We start from the raw sequence: 16,392 nt of genomic DNA on the forward strand, positions 1-16,392 counted from the left end.
AATTGTACAGGAGGAGATTATATAAATTATAACGAGGTTGTCAGCATCAGTGATGCCTATTTACTTTCAACCGTAACAGAGTTGTACGGATTAGAAGGCTATGCGATCAAACCGGTTCGTGCACATCTAGGAGGGCGTAATGTCGTTTATACCTGTGAGAGAGAGGGTAGCGATGCAAAAGTACTCAGAATCGCCTTCTTAAATGACAGAAACCGCGAAGATTTTCTAAGTGAACTTGAGTACGTCAGGTATTTATTCGCGCATGGCGGACATGTTTCAGATGTCGTCAACTCCCTGAACGGGAATCTGCTGGAAGAGATCATTCATCTTAATCAACCCTTTTTTATATGCCTGTTCAAAAAGGCCCCAGGGAAAATGCTTGCGGATAATCATTATCGGTACCGGGACGGAGTTCCTATTACCGAATATTACTATAACTGCGGTAAAGTCCTCGGGAAGCTGCATCAAGTATCCAAAGGATATACTCCTGTCCAGCGCCGGTATAGTTTCAATGACAAATACAATGCGGAATATATCGGTACACTCGTTCCCGCTTCACTACCTCTGCTGAAGGAGAAGCTGTTAGGACTTCTTAGAACTTTGGAAGGATTGGAGAAGAACAACGATTCTTTCGGTATGGTCCATTTCGATTACAATGATGGGAATTATTCGATTGATTATGATAACGGGCAAATCACCGTTTATGATTTCGATAATTCCTGTTACTGCTGGTATATGTTTGACTTGGCCAGTCTCTGGACAAACGGCATGGGCTGGATCCAATTTGAACCTGACGTCGGTAAACGCATCAAGTTCATGGATGATTACTATGATACCGTGCTCGCGGGATACCGATCTGAGACCGGAATCGAAGATGCAATGCTTGCACATTTGCCCTTATTTATCCAAGTAAACCTTATGGAAAATATTATGGATGCTTTCGAGGTCATGCGAAACAACGGCGAAGAGCCGGAGTGCGATGAGGAGCTGTCTTATCGCATCAAATGCCTGGAAGACGATATCCCGTATATGGGATTCTTCGATGCCATCTACTCCTACGAAGAACCGTTTGAGTTTGAAAAACGGATTTTGTAGTCTTAATACGTGACTGAAAATGAAAAACAACCTTAGCACGGCGGTTCGCCGGACTAAGGTTGTTTGCTTTATTGCGGATAAAGCAGATATTGCAGCATGATTGCAGGAGGCTTATTCCTGTTGCCACATTTGAAGAAGGAACTTTATTCCATGCTATCGAATACTACCAATGAAACGGCTGCCGGTATTACGGTTGTCGTTTTCGCAATTACGGAAGGCTGGAAACTTTATTTCGGGGAGGCGCAGACGTGGAAAAACAGTCTTTAAATAGAATTCATGTAATAGGTGCCAGAGAATTTGATAGTGCTGCCACGGACGGCATGGACAAGAATAAGGTTCATCAAACAAACAGCAGCTATTGGGATACACAAGGAAATGACTTTTTAGGTGCAATCGTGCTTCCTTTATACGGATCCTATATTTCCGAAGAAAAATGCCAACTTTTTGGCGATGTCTCGGGAAAAAAGGTGTTGGAAATCGGTTGTGGAAACGGTGAATCTCTGCAATATCAGGGGGAGCGCAACGCATCTGAACTTTGGGGTATCGATTTATCGGCAAAACAAATCGAAAAGGCTTCACAGCATTTGACGTCGTGCGGTCTATCAGCTAAATTGATCTGTTCTCCAATGGAAGAAGCATGTGGCATACCGGAGGATTATTTTGACTTTGTATATTCGATTTATGCCATAGGCTGGACCACTGACCTTGAGGGGACTTTCCGCCGAATCGCTTCTTATTTGAAAGAAGACGGCGTTTTTATATTCAGCTGGTCTCATCCGATTCACAAATGTGTTGTTGCAGAAAGCGATAGGTTGGTTTTTAAGAAGTGTTATTTCGATGAATCTTGGTATTCGGTATCTCTTGATGAAGCTGTGCTCACCTTATCCGATCGTAAACTATCAACTTATGTCAATGCGCTGGCCAGAGCGGGATTTGTAATTGAACAAATGATCGAGGAATCTGACGAAGCGATTATCCAATCTCAGGACAATGATGCTACCCATAAAGCAAAAATGCTTCCTTTAACGTTTGTCGTCAAAGCAAGAAAACTTTAAGTAGGAGGATGAACTCAATTGAAGCATTCCAAATGGCTAGGTACACTTTGTGCGGGAATGCTGGCATGGACATTGTGTGTGTCGACGACTACGGCGGAGTCCGGTTCCACATCAAGCGGCTGTAAGTCATTTCATCATGCAAAAGAATGACGGTACCTTATGGGGATGGGGAACAAATACCGATGCAGAACTTGGAGCAGGTCAAAATATGCCTGTAGCAAAAATGCCGGTACCGGTAGGTATACCAATATCGTTAGAAGTCAATGGCGAGGCGCTATTGTTAACCAGTGGTGTTATCATCCGGAATAACCAAACCTTCATTCCGCTTCGCTCTCTGCTTGTCATGCTTAATGCAACCATAAGCTATGAAACTAAAAATAAAGTTGTGATTGTCGATGGTAAAGAAGGTAGCACTCCTCCAATCCGCATATCAATAAACTTGAAAGACGGGGAAATTCTCTTAAATGAAAAGTCGATTATTCCACGGTCAAAAGCCTTTGTGATTAGCGGTACGTCGTATATACCTTTGAGATTTATCAGTGAACAACTTGGCGCCGAGGTTTCGTGGAATTCGAAGGAAAACAAGATATCTATTTTTTACTAGGAGGAAGTAGCATGGAGAAACGTGGAATAAACACCATTGACGATTATATTGCGCAGTTTACCGGTGAGACACTGGAAATCCTTAACAAGCTTAGAGAACTCATTCACGATTGCGCGCCGGAAGCGACTGAAAAAATCAGTTATCAAATGCCGACATTCGCGTTGAACGGCAATTTGGTCCATTTTGCAGCTTTCGAAAAACACATCGGATTCTATCCGACGCCCAGTGGGATTGAAAAGTTTCAAGAGGAACTATCACCTTATAAAACAGCGAAGGGATCGGTTCAATTTCCAATTAACAAGCCGATACCCTTTGATGTAATTAAGAAAATCGTAAAGTTTCGTGTTAGTGAGAACCAGCGAAGTAAAGACAATTAATAGCGGAATTGTAGGCTAATAATAATAAGCCAGGCATTGCCTGTTGGCGTGTAACAATATGTTCATTGGGCAGGACATGAACACCATTGTATACTGTATTTAGACAATCTCGTCCCAGATCGGGTCGAACTAGGAGGTCGAAGTTCATGCAGTTCACTACAACAATGGGCCGTTTGCGTATTATTACCCTCTTGGAGGGGCTCTCGTACATCATCTTGCTGTGCATTGCAATGCCGCTGAAGTACGCCGCTGATCTGCCGGAAGCCGTGAGTGTGGTCGGCTCGTTACATGGATTGTTCTTCGTGCTCTATCTGTTGGCGGTTGCACATGTGACGTTCGCTCATCGTTGGTCTATAGGCAAAGTGCTTTTCGCGTTGGGTGCTGCCTTTCTTCCGCTCGGGAATTTCTTGCTGGACCGCCAATTGCTGCGAAAAAAATAGATTTACTGGCTAAGGTAACTAATTAGTGGGACTGCTGAAAATGGCGGTTCTTTTTTTTGTTATGCTAACGGGCATAATTGACAAGCAACCTCAGGGTTGCTTATAATCGACCTATGAAATGGGACAGAGACACTATATTCAAAGCACTTGGCGATTCGACTAGGCGGCTTATGTTAGACGAACTATCGGAACGCAACGAGCAAACGTTATATGAACTTACGGTCCGACTCATTACGAAGCACAACCTTGCCATTACGAGACAGGCGATTGCTAAACATCTTTCTGTACTGGAAGAAGCCGGGTTGATCAAATCGGAAAAAAAAGGGAAATTCCGCGTAGTTGTTTTCAATAACGAACCATTGAAAGATCTGCTCAAGGGATGGATAGAGTAAATCTAATCCAAGACTGCTGGCTTGTTACAGAGCACCGACATTGCAATATTATAGGAGGCAGAAAAAGCGATGAAAATCATAGTTACCAGTCTTTTCGTTCAAGATCAAGATAAGGCATTGGCGTTTTATACAGAAATGCTGGGCTTTGTAAAAAAGCATGACATTCCCATGGGGAAATTCAGGTGGATCGCTCTTGTTTCATCCGATGAGCAAGAAGGGACCGAGCTTATTCTCGAACCGAATGATCATCCTGCCGCCAAAGAGTATCAAAAGAAGTTATTTGCTGACGGCATCCCAGCCACAATGTTTGGAGTTGCAGATATTCATAAAGAATACAAGCAATTATTGGACAACGGCGTCAATTTTACAATGAAGCCGACAAAAATGGGCGAGATCACAATAGCTGTCTTTGATGATACATGTGGCAACTTAATTCAGATGATTCAGAAGTAACTGGCCAACGTAACAAGCTGCCGGCACTCGTTCGGCAGCTTTGTTTATGTATAATTGAAACGAAACCATATACCCTATATTTCGTACAAGTAATGACTAATTGGGAAGCGTCAATAAACAGACTCATACGAAAGGGTGACACATTTGAACAGGTTCAATATTATTCGTCCCATCATGCTGATCGCGGTTGCTCTCTTAACTAAGAGTTTGGTTACGAATCTTTGCATGGTGCTGGGAATGGAAGCCGAGCCAGCCCAAAACATTGGCTACATCGCCATGTTGATCGCGGGGCTCCTGGTATTCACCAGAATCAGAAAAAATCAGAAATAGGATTTGCACCGAGAGATCGATTCGGAAAGCAAATTTGGCCGGAATTACCAAATGGATAATAAAATAAATCCCCTAAACTAAGAAGTTGTCGCAGTCCATCTGCGCCAGCTTCTTTTTTATTGGCAATACTTTGTCCCTGTTGGAATAGGTATAAGCATGTACCTATTGTGAGGGGTGAGCACATGTATTCAGCTGAAATCAGTCGATCGAATCCGTCGTGTATTTTATTTATTATCGACCAATCCGGATCTATGTCCGATCCGTTCGGGGCAAGCACCAAGGCCGAGAGCGTTTCAGACGCCATCAACCGGTTATTGCAAAATCTCGTTATCAAGTGCGCGAAGTCGGAGGGAATTCGCGATTACTATCATGTTGGCGTAATTGGCTATGGCGCCGGTGTCGGGCCGGCGTTCGGAGGTGTTTTAGCGGGGAGAGAAGTGGTGCCGATCAGCGAAATTGCCGATAACCCGTCAAAGCTGGATAAACGTCTGAAAAAAGTACCCGATGGGGCAGGAGGGTTGGTTGACCAACTCGTCAAGTTCCCGGTTTGGTTTGAGCCGATCTCAAACGGAGGCACGCCGATGTGCGAGGCGGTCAGAACGGCTCAGACCGTACTGACTCAATGGATCAGTGAGTACTCGCATTGTTTTCCGCCGGTTGTCATTCATATCACGGACGGAGAATCGACCGACGGCGATCCGACCCTTGATATGGAACAATTGAGAACGTTATCGACCGATGACGGAAATGTACTGCTATTCAACCTGCACATTACCGATAGTCCGAGCGCGGTCGAGCTCCGCTTTCCGGAAACCGCGGATGCGCTGCCTGACGCGTATTCCAGAGTGCTTTACGAAGGCTCAAGTCCGTTGACGCCTTTTATGATCCAAGTCGCTAATCAGGAATACGATTTGAGTCTTACCGATGGAGCGAGAGGTTTCGTGCTCAATGCGGATTTAACGCTCGTGATCCAGGCGCTTGATATCGGTACGCGTCCGGCAAATCTTCGGTAGGGCGTGAGTTATGCGAATCGAACACGAAACTTTTAGATTGCCGAAGGCAGGAAATCGCAGCGATGAATACGAGGATGCCTCCCATAACAGCACACATGTGAACAAGGAGACGACAATCTGTAGATTCGCGATAGCGGATGGGGCCAGTGAGTCCTCCTATGCAGAACTGTGGGCGAATTTGCTCGTAAGCGGTTATTGCTTTGGCAGAATCGGCGCTATGCAGATCCATAAATCAGTGTCCCCGTTATCGAAAGCTTGGCAGAAAAAAACCAACGGCAAAAATCTCCCTTGGTATGCGCAAGAGAAACTGAGCAGCGGAGCGTTTTCCACATTAGCAGGGATTACATTCCGATATCCGATAGATGCCGAGTCTGCGGCATTTGACGCGATAGCGGTCGGCGACAGCTGCATTTTTCATGTTCGAGGGGATTCGATGCTCGGTTCATTTCCACTAAGCAATGTCGATGAGTTTCTGCGTCGACCTATTCTCATCTCCAGTAACACAGCTAACAATGGCCAGCTTAAAGCGTTTGTTCACAGCTGGATCGGTACCGCCGAAGCAGGAGACGAGTTCTGGCTGATGACCGATGCCCTCGCTTGTTGGCTGATTACTCGCTACAAGGAAGATTGCAGCGTGATGAGGCTTATTCATAAGCTGGCCGGCGAGAGTGACTTTAATCATCTCGTGCATGAAGAAAGACGACGGACTCACGGTGAAGGCCGTTTCTATCTAAGGAACGATGACGTAACATTCATTCGTCTAAAACTGGTAAAAGGGAAGTGAGGCGATGTACTGGCCCACTCCGCAGGATTATAGGGAAGCCATTCAAAATCCGCGAATCTGCTTTAAGGATCCAGAGCTGCAGGCTGGCTTACCGGAATTGGATAAGCTGGGTTTGCCCCGTCCGATTTCGGGAAGCTTCGCCACCGTGTACAAACTGAAGTGCGGGGAACGAGAGTGGGCGGTCCGGTGCTTCACCAACAATGTAAAAGATCAGAAGATCCGTTACAATGCTATCAGTTTGCATTTACGTTCCAATCCTCTCCCGTACCTCGTCCCATTCGAATACCTTTCCGAAGGCGTTAATATAAACGGTCAGTGGTTTCCGGTCGTGAAAATGCAATGGGTGGAGGGAGAGTCGCTGCTCGATTACATGGGTCGGAATTTGCATCGTTCCGACCTGCTGCAAGAACTCTCCGATAAATGGATCATAATGACCCGCGCACTGCGCACTGCCAATATCGGACATGGCGACTTTCAGCATGGAAATATTTTGATCGACAATGATGAAATCATTCTGATCGACTACGACGGGATGTACGTACCCGGTTTAGACGGCATGCCAAGCCATGAGCTAGGTCATCGAAACTATCAACACCCGGGAAGGAATGAAGGGCATTTCGGCCCCTATATCGATCACTTTTCGGCGTGGGTTGTATGGATATCGATCACGGCCGTTTGTGCCGATTCTTCATTATGGCATTCGCTTGAAGCGGGAGAGCTGGAGGAAAGTCTCCTGTTTCGACGGAAAGATTTTGTTCGTCCCGAAGCATCACGTGCTTTCGAATTACTGGCGCGTATGGAAGACGAAACAGTACGAAAGTCAGCTAACTCCCTTCGCGCATTCGTTTCAATTGGAGTTCCGGAGGTGCCGAGACTCCCCGATCCCGAACCGGAAGAGAAGACGACGCAGCCTTCAAGTCTATATATCTCGGCGTTCTCTAAGACGACTTCGTTTAAAACTTCACTGACCGCTTTCTATAATCGTCATGTAAAGCGGATGCCGCGAATGGCTCTTGCTATTTCCCTGCCAGAAACTTCGTATTCCGGTGGAGCGTCGTGGGTCTTGGACCATATTACGTTGGAAGCGGCGCCGCATAAGCAGCAATCAACGTACCTCCTCATGTGGGAAAACTTCATTTCCTACCTGATTCTACTTGCAACAGCGTCAGCCGGAACTATTTTGTACAATAGTGCCCCTGTCTCAGCGCTGCTCTTCAGTTCGATACTAGGTGTTGGAACGGAGATCGTTTTTTTGAATTGGAGATATGGGAAGATCCCCGTCGTCCGGGAGAAGAGAGCGACGAACGATAGTATGAAGCGGCTGGAGCTTGACCTATCTCTATTGCAAAGTGAAATGAACGAATTAAACGAAATTAAGCGTAATTTTAGTCAAATTGAAGAGGAATTGTTAAACGATTGCGTGCAGAAGCTCGAGGAAGCGGTTTATCGGGAAAGGCAAGAAACAGAAGCGGTGGAGAAGGAGCTTCATCAATTTTTAAGCGGATTAGTTGGCGAAAGAAGGAGCATTGACCAAGAGGAAAAAACGGAGCTCTCAAGCAAACTGGCCGCATTCCAAAAAAAATGGTTGGAAGAGCAGATAATCAAACATAAGATTAGCCAGGAAACGATATCGGAAATCGATGATGAGACAAAACGCCGTTTAAGAAAGAACGGTATTCGTACGCCGGCTGATTTCCTGGACATTACGATCAATCAGTCCTATGGCCGCAAACAAATCGACAAAGCCTATTTGATTTTAACAAACGGCGGTTCGGTTCATGTAGGCATGAGCCGTTCTCAAGCGAAAGCGCTGGTCGACTGGAAAAGAAAAATCGAACGCAGGTATCGAACAAAAATTCCTCCGGTTCTTCCTCGTACAGAAATCTCCGCCATTTCGTTGAAGTTTAAAGATCGGAAGTCAACACTAAATGATGCGGAACAAACCTATATAGCCGATGTACAGGATAGGTTGGATATGATTAAGCAGACTCATCTTCCAGAACTGGATTCCTTAAGGAAGGAAGTGGAAGCTGCCAAAATCCGCCTTATGAACGAGCTTCATCACTTTGATAGGCGAATCGATGAACGAGGTAAACGGCATTCAGATAAACTTGAGGAGTATCACAAACTAAACAAACAAATGGCATCGTACAAGAATGTTCATTTTGTAGGCTACGTAAAGAAAGTGTTCCTGTTTCACAGGTAAATCACTGGGGACCAAACTCGTGATGTCGACGTCAAAAAACGTCCTATAGTAGGACGTTTTTTTGCTGTTCTTTGTAATTATGTTATACCCATCGGTCTAAATTCATCCCTTTTCAAGGGAGGGACTATTTGCATGTGATCCAAGTATACGCCGCGACAACAGTAAGGCAAAAGCCAGATAAACGATAATGATAAAACCAAACAACAAGTAATTACCGCCGATACGGTAGAGCGGGCTGCCTACGATCGGACTGAAAGCCATACCCATGTATCGGAAAAAGTTATAGGCGCCAACGGCGGTTGCACGGTTTTTCGTAAAAGCGCTTGTAAGCAGCGTCGTCTGCACAGGAAGCGAGAACCCGAGCGATAAGCCGAAGAGGATAATGCCGGCCAGCAGCCAACCTAATGAAAATGAATAAAAGATAAGGAAGAACAAGACGGAAATTGCATTAAGATAAGTCGTCAGAACGATCAGCTTTTCGCCATCCATTCGTGCTTGGATCTTCCCGCCTAAATAACTGCCAACGACGATGCCAAGCGACATCGGCAGAAAGACAAGTCCCTTCTGCTCGGCCGACAAGCCGTAGCGATCGCTTAAGATGCTCGGCAGGAACACTAGAAAATCGTAAAACACATAGTACTGAATAAAACCAAGATACATAATGGACGATCCGATGCGATTCTGAAGAATCATTGCAAAATCCCTTAGCTGAAAACGTCCGGCTTCGACGTTGTCCGGCTTCGTTTCCTTCAAGTAAAGGTAGTTGAAAATCAGCACAAGCATGCCTGTTGCTGCAAGAGCGAGAAACACGGAGTGAAAATGAAACATTCCGCTTAAAAAGCCGCCGATGACAGGTCCGAGCACGGGTCCGAGCGAAACCAACATTTGAAAGGTCCCCATCGCTTGTCCCCGCTCTTTTCCATCGAACAAGTCGCTGATGACCGTAACGGCAACGACGGATCCCGCTGCGATTCCGATAGCCTGCAACGCTCGGAAGACGATAAGCAGCTCTATGTTTGCGGAGAAAAAACATCCGACCGAAGCGATAACATATAGGGTTATTCCGAAAAGAATGACTTTGCGGCGCCCCTTTGAATCCGTGAGCGGACCATAGATCATCTGCATGATGGCAAGAAATAAGGTGAACACTGAAATCGTCAAGTTTACGACGAATGAGGTGGAGTGGAGTTCACTGGCAACCTCGGGCAGCACCGGGGTATAAATGGTTTGCGTAAACGGCCCAAGAAATGCGGCAAACGCAACAATATAAAGAATGAGTTTACGATTCATGATGTGCAGTCCCCCAATGAAAATTTAATGTCATCATCATACTTGATCTCAATTATTTATTCCAACGCATTGCATGCTATAATCTCATTGACTGGAAGTAATGAATGGAGCGTGGAATAATGGAACTTCTTCAGCTGCACTATTTTCTGGCGGTGGCTCGTTCTGAACATGTAACCGAAGCTGCCCGGACACTGCATGTTACGCAATCGTCATTAAGCAAAACGATTCAACGCCTGGAGGAAGATTTGGGGGTTTCACTATTCGATCGGGTAGGCAGGAAGCTGCAATTAAATGAGTTCGGAAGAAGGTTTCTTCGACGCGCAGAGAGGGCTTTGTTCGAATTGGAACAGGGGAAACTGGAGCTTAGCGAATTATCCAGCCCCGATCATGGCACGCTTGAATTAGGGGTAACCAGCGCAAGCGTGTTACCGAGTATCCTTAGGGAATTTCGGAAAAAGCGGCCCAATATTCAATTTCACGTGCAAATGCTGACCACGCAGGAGATGATCATGCTTCTGGAGAGAGGAGAAGTGGATTATTGTTTGTCCTCGCCTCCTGTCGAACGGGATGACATCGAATGTCAAATCGTATATATCGATCCCATCCTTGTCGCCGTTCCGATGGGGCATCGGCTTGCGGATCGCAGCAGCGTATCGTTGACTGAGCTGCGAAATGAATGTTTTGTCGGGGTGAAAGTCGGCTATGGTACCCGTGATTTAATAGACGAGGTTTGTAAATCGCTTGGATTTGCACCTCATTACGTGTACGAAGGGGATGAACCGGCAAGGCTGGTCAATCTGGTGGAAGCCGAAATCGGCCTAGCCTTTATCCCAAGCACGGCAAGGAATGAGCGCGCACAAATCAAATATCTCCAGGTAGAGACTCACGAAGTGGTGCGGAAAATCGCATTACTGTGGCACAAGAGTCGCTATATATCACCGGCTGCTATGGAATTTCGCGATGTGGTTATCGAATATTTCGAGTCCAGAAACCAAGCAGACCAAACAGGCCATTAAATTGAGCAATCCCGTGCAGAATACAATCTCATAAACAGCAAAAATCACAGCCGTATGCGGCTGTGATTTTTTGTTTGGTGGATCCTCGAGAAAAGATTAACCGCCGATGCCTTGAGCAAAATAGTCGCGCGTCTCTTGGCGAGCCTTCGGAGTCAGCACGCGATCAAGCTCTTCGTTCAGCCAAATCAACGACTTATTCCGGAGATGATTACGCATGGTTTCCTCGGCATCGCGCATCGTTAAGTTAATGACGCAGGGAGTGGCTCTGGTGCATGCCGCATACTCCTCGTCACGGCACAGATAACTGTTGTCCTTAATATTTTTGCATTGAAAAATAGGGGACTTGCCTTCTACGGCTTCAACGACATCCCAAAAGGAGATTTCCGCAGGAGGCTTGGCTAATTTATAGCCGCCCTTTACCCCGGGTACGGAACGAACGATACCTGCCTTCGTCAATTTCCCGAAAATCTTGGACAGATAGGTTTCCGAAATGCCTTGAAACGCAGAGAGCTCTTTAATCCCTATAGTCGCATCAGACGGAGTATCGATTAAATATACCAAGCAATGCAGCGCATATTCAACACCTATACTGTACTGCATGCAAACACCTGCTTTCTGAACGAACTCAAAACTTAATACTAACATCTTAGGTGGATTCATAACCCTTGTCAATCGAGGCTTGGCGGAATTTGTAAGTGGAAATGCGCTGTCCGGTCGATTGACAAGCCGAATGTTAACCGCTATATTATAGACAATGTTTATAGGCGATAAACATTATCGACGATTAACGACAACAAAGAGAACAGAAGTAACGGAGGTTAGACTGCATGAACAAGCATCCAGAAGCAGCAACGGAACGTACAGCTATTTCCCACCGGAATGAAGAAATCGAATGGCAACAAGTGGAACACGTGCCGGGAGAACGGATTTGTATTCGCGTCAAGGGCGAAGATACGAATGGCGCATACTCCATTTTGGATCTGGTAAAGGATTCTTCCTATGGTTCATCGTACGGACCGCCTATTCATATTCATGAAAGAACCGACGAGATATTCCGCGTCATTGCGGGAAGAGCGCGATTCTATTTGGACGGCAAAGAAATCGATGCGGGAGCGGGCGATATCGTTGTCGTTCCAAAGGGTACAGCGCACACTTTCGCTAATTTTGACTTGGAAACGCCGCTGCATTTGCAGATTACGTTTACTCCCGCGGGAGATGAGCTTGCATTCCAGGATTGTGTCGGTAAAACAATCGACGAAATCATCGAACTGTCCAGAACCAAATATCAGGTCATCTTCACGGGACCGCCACTTGAAAATAAATGAGGGCCTAACATCGTGACAACACATCATGAACAACCTGTAGTAGATCTGCATGCCGTTTTCCGACAGAACGAGGAATCGGAGTGGATCGAGTTGATCCACACTCCCGGAGAAAGGTACAGAATTCGGGTAAAAGGCGAAGATACCAATGGAACCTACTCCTTAATTGAAGTCATTATGGACCCGAAGAATGAGCCGCCGTATGGACCTATGCTTCACATTCATCAGAGGACGGACGAAATATTCCGAATCCTGGAAGGAAAGGCTCGATTTCATGTGAATGGAGCAGAGTTCAATGCGGAAGTGGGAGATATCGTCACTATTCCGAAAGGAACGCCTCATGCTTTCGCTAATTTTGGCGACTCTCGGTTACATGTACAGATCATGTTTACTCCCGGAGGAGAAGAAGCCTTTTGGCAGTCAATAAACGGGTTGCCGTTAGACCAAATGGAAGAAGCATGTAAAACCTTTCACGTACTTATCGTGGGACCGCCACTTCATAAATAACATCGCCAACTTCATATCCATTTCAAATCATCAAAGAACCATTAGGAGGAAATAATTATGTCAGCACTCTTGGATGTCATGGGACCACGTATTCAACTGTTAACGGATTTGTCGGAAAATAGGGACTATTCCCTTATGAAGGCTGAGGTTCCGCCAGGCGTTATCGTTCCTGTTCACAGTCATGATGATCGCGAAACTTTTGTCGTACTTTCGGGCGAGCTCGAAGCTTTCATAGAAGACAGCTGGAGAACGGTTATGGCAGGAGATACGATTGATATTCCGGGGAACGTAAAGCACGCTTGGCGAAATTCCACGAATGAAACCGTAACCTTGTTAGTCGCATCGACTGTGAAAATGGGAGAGTTTTTTAATGAAATCGGGCGTCCCGCCGATACGGTACCACCGGGTCCGCCTGCACCGGAAGTGTTAATGCATTTCGTTACAGTAGCGCTAGCTTACGGTTATTGGCTTGGCACCCCCGACGATAATGCTTCTATCGGTATCTCGTTGGGCTAACAAGCTATAACGCATTAAATCCGCAAGAGACCATCATAAGGGAGAGATTCGATATGAATAAAATGCTTATCATCAATGCCCATCCGAAAGTAGAATCCGCTTCTTCGATCAGTTCGAATGTTCTTCAACATTTTGTGAAAACCTACAAGGAACTGAATCCAAGTGCGAGCATCGAACAAATTAATCTATACAGCGAAGAAGTACCCGCGGTCGATCAAACGGTACTGAGCGCTTGGGACAAGCTGGCGAAAGGCGAGACGATTACCGCCGAAGAACAGAAAGTGACTTCGCGCATGGCTGAGGTATTGCAACAGTTTAAAAGCGCTAATAAGTATGTCATCGCAATGCCGCTGCATAACTTCAATATTTCATCCAAACTCAAAGATTATATGGATAACATCCTGATCCCTCGCGAGACGTTCAAATATACGGAGAATGGTTCGGTAGGGCTGCTGAAGGACGGCCGCAGCCTTCTCGTTATCCAAGGAAGCGGAGCCGTGTACACGAATAATGATTGGTATACGGAAGTTGAATTTTCTCATAAATATCTCAAATCCATGTTCCAATTCCTGGGGGTTGAAGATTATCAGATCATCAGGGCTCAAGGGACAGCTGTTCTAAATCGGGATGAAATATTGGAAAAAGCCTATAAAGAAGCTGAGGGAGCCGCGACCTATTTGTCCCAAGTACCGGTTCAGGGATGAAAAAGAATACCGGAGAATTATTGCTTGGTAGTATGGTCTTTACGCTTATTATCTCTGTGATGGGCGCAAACATGTTTAATGTTGTACTTCCAACTATCAGCAAGGAGTTTTATCTTACGCCCTCCCAAGTAAGCTGGATGATTACAGGCTACATGATCGTATATGCAATCGGCTCGGTAACTTACGGAAAATTATCAGAAAGATACAGCTTAAAGGGTTTGTTAACATTTGGATTGCTGTTATTTGCGATTGGATCCATTGCAGGTTTAGTGGCGATTGAATATTGGATGGTCATTGCGGGACGTATTGTACAGGCAGCCGGTGCATCGACGGCTGCAATCGGTAAGGTTCTGGATTACGGCACATCAGCCGTTCGCATAAATCCAATTCCTCACAATAGCACTACATTCGTATATAGCAATATTTTCTTAACGCTGGCCGTTCTGATCGTTGCGATGGCAACACTTTATTATGTCCAATTTGGGCGTGCGGCTAAAATGATCAAGGGTGATAAGATGGATAGCAAAACAGTTGCTTAGTTGATAAGGCAGCGAAATTCGAAGCCCGAAAAAACACTGGGGGTCTATCCTTAGTGTTTTTTTGTGCGGCTTTGTAGGTATCGGAATGAGGTTTATTATTTATTTTGGAGTTGACAATCCAAAAAATGATTGTTAGTATGAGGTTCGAACGAGAATGGATTAAACACTCCAAAAATCGAAGGGGATAAAATCATATGAATTCGAAACAAGCTACAGCACTTATTACGGGAGGAACAAGCGGTATTGGTTGGTCGGGCAGTTGCGAATCAGCTGGCCGCACAAGGCATTCATGTTGTGGTTGCGGGGCGCAATGAGGAGCGTGGCGAACAGACAGTTGCGGCGATCCGTGCAGCGGGAGGAAAGGCAGAATTCGTGCAGACGGATCTTCTCGACGCGTCGAGCGCGAGGCTCCTGGCGAAACGCGCAGTCGAACTGGGTAACGGACTAGTCGACATTCTGATCAACAATGCAGGAGTCTTCCCGTTTGGTCCGACGCATGAAACGACGGAGGAAGATTTTGAACGTGTCTACGCGCTGAACGTCAAAACTCCATATTTCTTGGTCGCCGAACTGGCGCCGCTGATGGCGGAAAATGGGAAGGGGGCGATCGTCAACATATCGACGATGCTCGCCGATTACGGAATGTCCGGAATGAGCCTTTATGGTTCAAGCAAAGCGGCTGTTAGCCTGCTTACCAAATCGTGGGCAGCCGAATACGGCCCGAAAGGTGTCCGCGTAAATTCCGTCAGTCCAGGTCCTACGAGAACCGAAGGAACGGATGCAATGGGAGAGGGGCTGGATCAACTTGCTGCCCAAGCGCCGGCCGGCCGCCCTGCTTCTGCGAATGAGATTGCCGAGGCGATCGTTTTTCTTGCGACGGATCGTGCCAGTTTCATTCACGGAGCTAATCTTGCCGTCGACGGCGGACAAACCGCAGTTTAATTTATACCATTCGTTTACGTCACATTATAAGTCCTTTTATGGATTGTATATTCCAATTTTGTTATACTACATGCATGGATAATATAACGGAAGTCAAAACAAATGAACAACGGCTGACGAAGAAGGGAAAAGAAACACGCGCACGTATCGTCGCCGCCGCGGCCAAATTGATGTTTGATCGCGGCGTTGCCGGTACAAGCGTGGAAGACGTGCAGCGGGAGGCCAAGGTCAGTGCCTCGCAGCTGTACCACTATTTCAAGGAGAAGCGAGATCTCGTATTGGCGGTCATCGTGTATCAGACCGAACAAGTATTGGATGCTCAGGAGCCTCTGCTGAGCCGGTTAGACAGTATGGAAGGGCTTCGAATGTGGCGCGATGCCATTGTGAAGCTTCAGATTGAACGGCATTTCCAAGGAGGCTGTTCGATTGGCTCCCTTGCAAGTGCACTGGCAGATACAGATCCGGCAGCACGCAGCGAGCTCGTAGCCGGCTTTATGCAGTGGGAGCTTGCTATTCGCAGAGGACTTCGCGCTATGTATGACCGAGGAGAGCTTAGAGCCGATGCGGATCCGAATCATCTCGCGCTGGCGCTTCTGACTGCGCTTCAGGGAGGCCTTCTTCTAACTCAAGTCCGAAAAGAGACGAGCCCGCTCGAAGCGGTATTGGACGCCATGATCGCTCATATTCACACGTTCATCGTCTGACATATCACCATTGCCGCCGCGTTCGCGCGGCTTTTTTTTGCAATTGTGGGATAATTATTCGGCTTATCTAGGAACCTTATGAGAAGGATCATCCAATCACTCT

General features: G+C 46.3%; 20 protein-coding genes and 1 pseudogene. 19 read left to right on the forward strand and 2 right to left on the reverse strand.

Going from position 1 to position 16,392, the window contains the following annotated elements:
• The first annotated feature begins 21 nt into the window (after positions 1-21).
• The 11 genes from BM412_RS09150 (at position 22) to BM412_RS09200 (ending at position 8,749) form a co-directional block, all read left to right on the forward strand.
• Positions 22-1,095: a phosphotransferase enzyme family protein gene (locus tag BM412_RS09150; protein WP_091216602.1), complete on the forward strand. Its 1,074-nt coding sequence runs from the start codon at positions 22-24 to the stop codon at positions 1,093-1,095.
• Between the two features lie 120 nt (positions 1,096-1,215).
• Positions 1,216-1,362, forward strand: coding sequence for a hypothetical protein (locus tag BM412_RS32080; RefSeq protein ID WP_177245730.1), 147 nt, complete (start codon positions 1,216-1,218; stop codon positions 1,360-1,362).
• A complete protein-coding gene (locus BM412_RS09155; protein ID WP_177245731.1) occupies positions 1,344-2,150 on the forward strand; it encodes a class I SAM-dependent methyltransferase in 807 nt (268 codons plus the stop codon). The genes BM412_RS32080 and BM412_RS09155 overlap by 19 nt, the downstream gene beginning before the upstream one ends.
• A gap of 136 nt (positions 2,151-2,286) precedes the next feature.
• Positions 2,287-2,754: a copper amine oxidase N-terminal domain-containing protein gene (locus tag BM412_RS09160; RefSeq protein ID WP_091216604.1), complete on the forward strand. Its 468-nt coding sequence runs from the start codon at positions 2,287-2,289 to the stop codon at positions 2,752-2,754.
• A gap of 11 nt (positions 2,755-2,765) precedes the next feature.
• Positions 2,766-3,131, forward strand: coding sequence for an iron chaperone (locus BM412_RS09165; RefSeq protein WP_091216607.1), 366 nt, complete (start codon positions 2,766-2,768; stop codon positions 3,129-3,131).
• Between the two features lie 146 nt (positions 3,132-3,277).
• Positions 3,278-3,571, forward strand: coding sequence for a DUF3817 domain-containing protein (locus BM412_RS09170; protein WP_091216609.1), 294 nt, complete (start codon positions 3,278-3,280; stop codon positions 3,569-3,571).
• Between the two features lie 113 nt (positions 3,572-3,684).
• Positions 3,685-3,963: an ArsR/SmtB family transcription factor gene (locus tag BM412_RS09175; protein ID WP_091216612.1), complete on the forward strand. Its 279-nt coding sequence runs from the start codon at positions 3,685-3,687 to the stop codon at positions 3,961-3,963.
• Between the two features lie 69 nt (positions 3,964-4,032).
• Positions 4,033-4,416 carry a VOC family protein gene (locus BM412_RS09180; RefSeq protein WP_091216615.1) on the forward strand — a complete coding sequence of 128 codons (384 nt, stop codon included), beginning with the start codon at positions 4,033-4,035 and terminating at the stop codon, positions 4,414-4,416.
• 512 nt (positions 4,417-4,928) lie between these two features.
• On the forward strand, positions 4,929-5,759 hold the full coding sequence (locus BM412_RS09190; RefSeq protein ID WP_091216620.1) for a vWA domain-containing protein: 831 nt from the start codon (positions 4,929-4,931) through the stop codon (positions 5,757-5,759).
• A 37-nt stretch (positions 5,760-5,796) separates the two neighbouring features.
• Positions 5,797-6,543 carry a hypothetical protein gene (locus tag BM412_RS09195; protein ID WP_143111581.1) on the forward strand — a complete coding sequence of 249 codons (747 nt, stop codon included), beginning with the start codon at positions 5,797-5,799 and terminating at the stop codon, positions 6,541-6,543.
• Positions 6,544-6,547: 4 nt separating this feature from the next.
• On the forward strand, positions 6,548-8,749 hold the full coding sequence (locus tag BM412_RS09200) for a protein kinase family protein (RefSeq protein ID WP_091216625.1): 2,202 nt from the start codon (positions 6,548-6,550) through the stop codon (positions 8,747-8,749).
• A gap of 102 nt (positions 8,750-8,851) precedes the next feature.
• Here the strand turns inward: BM412_RS09200 and BM412_RS09205 are convergent, their stop codons facing one another.
• Positions 8,852-10,039, reverse strand: a complete 1,188-nt coding sequence (locus BM412_RS09205; RefSeq protein ID WP_091216628.1) for an MFS transporter — start codon at positions 10,037-10,039, stop codon at positions 8,852-8,854.
• A 119-nt stretch (positions 10,040-10,158) separates the two neighbouring features.
• Between BM412_RS09205 and BM412_RS09210 the strand changes: the two genes are divergently transcribed.
• The gene (locus BM412_RS09210; protein ID WP_091216631.1) at positions 10,159-11,055 is read left to right on the forward strand and encodes a LysR family transcriptional regulator; all 897 of its coding nucleotides are present in this window, start codon (positions 10,159-10,161) and stop codon (positions 11,053-11,055) included.
• 96 nt (positions 11,056-11,151) lie between these two features.
• On the opposite strand, the gene BM412_RS09215 is transcribed toward BM412_RS09210, so the two are convergent.
• A complete protein-coding gene (locus BM412_RS09215; RefSeq protein ID WP_091216633.1) occupies positions 11,152-11,655 on the reverse strand; it encodes an RrF2 family transcriptional regulator in 504 nt (167 codons plus the stop codon).
• 227 nt (positions 11,656-11,882) lie between these two features.
• On the opposite strand from BM412_RS09215, the gene BM412_RS09220 reads away from it, so the two are divergent.
• The 7 genes and pseudogenes from BM412_RS09220 to BM412_RS09250 all read left to right on the forward strand — a co-directional run bounded on the left by BM412_RS09220 (position 11,883) and on the right by BM412_RS09250 (position 16,289).
• Positions 11,883-12,380, forward strand: coding sequence for a cupin domain-containing protein (locus BM412_RS09220; RefSeq protein WP_091216636.1), 498 nt, complete (start codon positions 11,883-11,885; stop codon positions 12,378-12,380).
• A gap of 12 nt (positions 12,381-12,392) precedes the next feature.
• Complete coding sequence (locus BM412_RS09225; RefSeq protein ID WP_091216639.1) at positions 12,393-12,884, forward strand: cupin domain-containing protein; 492 nt, start codon at positions 12,393-12,395, stop codon at positions 12,882-12,884.
• 57 nt (positions 12,885-12,941) lie between these two features.
• Positions 12,942-13,400 (forward strand): cupin domain-containing protein, encoded by a 459-nt coding sequence (locus BM412_RS09230; protein ID WP_091216642.1) that lies wholly within the window; start codon positions 12,942-12,944, stop codon positions 13,398-13,400.
• 53 nt (positions 13,401-13,453) lie between these two features.
• The gene (locus BM412_RS09235) at positions 13,454-14,104 is read left to right on the forward strand and encodes an FMN-dependent NADH-azoreductase (protein WP_091216645.1); all 651 of its coding nucleotides are present in this window, start codon (positions 13,454-13,456) and stop codon (positions 14,102-14,104) included.
• A pseudogene (locus BM412_RS32860) lies at positions 14,101-14,433 on the forward strand (MFS transporter); the annotation flags it as partial. The gene BM412_RS09235 and the pseudogene BM412_RS32860, both read left to right, overlap by 4 nt.
• Positions 14,434-14,886: 453 nt before the next feature.
• The gene (locus BM412_RS09245) at positions 14,887-15,585 is read left to right on the forward strand and encodes an SDR family NAD(P)-dependent oxidoreductase (protein ID WP_091216650.1); all 699 of its coding nucleotides are present in this window, start codon (positions 14,887-14,889) and stop codon (positions 15,583-15,585) included.
• A gap of 74 nt (positions 15,586-15,659) precedes the next feature.
• Positions 15,660-16,289 carry a TetR/AcrR family transcriptional regulator gene (locus tag BM412_RS09250; protein ID WP_091216653.1) on the forward strand — a complete coding sequence of 210 codons (630 nt, stop codon included), beginning with the start codon at positions 15,660-15,662 and terminating at the stop codon, positions 16,287-16,289.
• The last annotated feature ends 103 nt before the right edge of the window (positions 16,290-16,392 follow it).

This window comes from Paenibacillus sp. BC26 (genome assembly GCF_900116125.1).
Classification (GTDB): Bacteria; Bacillota; Bacilli; order Paenibacillales; family Paenibacillaceae; genus Paenibacillus_Z; species Paenibacillus_Z lignilyticus.

Excerpts from the sequence above, each read along its gene's own strand:
- BM412_RS09160 (WP_091216604.1), top strand. The coding sequence starts at position 2,287 with ATGCAAAAGAATGACGGTACCTTATGGGGATGGGGAACAAATACCGAT.
- BM412_RS09165 (WP_091216607.1), top strand. The coding sequence starts at position 2,766 with ATGGAGAAACGTGGAATAAACACCATTGACGATTATATTGCGCAGTTT.
- BM412_RS09170 (WP_091216609.1), top strand. The coding sequence starts at position 3,278 with ATGCAGTTCACTACAACAATGGGCCGTTTGCGTATTATTACCCTCTTG.
- BM412_RS09175 (WP_091216612.1), top strand. The coding sequence starts at position 3,685 with ATGAAATGGGACAGAGACACTATATTCAAAGCACTTGGCGATTCGACT.
- BM412_RS09180 (WP_091216615.1), top strand. The coding sequence starts at position 4,033 with ATGAAAATCATAGTTACCAGTCTTTTCGTTCAAGATCAAGATAAGGCA.
- BM412_RS09190 (WP_091216620.1), top strand. The coding sequence starts at position 4,929 with ATGTATTCAGCTGAAATCAGTCGATCGAATCCGTCGTGTATTTTATTT.
- BM412_RS09200 (WP_091216625.1), top strand. The coding sequence starts at position 6,548 with ATGTACTGGCCCACTCCGCAGGATTATAGGGAAGCCATTCAAAATCCG.
- BM412_RS09205 (WP_091216628.1), bottom strand. The coding sequence starts at position 10,039 with ATGAATCGTAAACTCATTCTTTATATTGTTGCGTTTGCCGCATTTCTT.
- BM412_RS09210 (WP_091216631.1), top strand. The coding sequence starts at position 10,159 with ATGGAACTTCTTCAGCTGCACTATTTTCTGGCGGTGGCTCGTTCTGAA.
- BM412_RS09215 (WP_091216633.1), bottom strand. The coding sequence starts at position 11,655 with ATGCAGTACAGTATAGGTGTTGAATATGCGCTGCATTGCTTGGTATAT.
- BM412_RS09220 (WP_091216636.1), top strand. The coding sequence starts at position 11,883 with ATGAACAAGCATCCAGAAGCAGCAACGGAACGTACAGCTATTTCCCAC.
- BM412_RS09230 (WP_091216642.1), top strand. The coding sequence starts at position 12,942 with ATGTCAGCACTCTTGGATGTCATGGGACCACGTATTCAACTGTTAACG.
- BM412_RS09235 (WP_091216645.1), top strand. The coding sequence starts at position 13,454 with ATGAATAAAATGCTTATCATCAATGCCCATCCGAAAGTAGAATCCGCT.
- BM412_RS09250 (WP_091216653.1), top strand. The coding sequence starts at position 15,660 with ATGGATAATATAACGGAAGTCAAAACAAATGAACAACGGCTGACGAAG.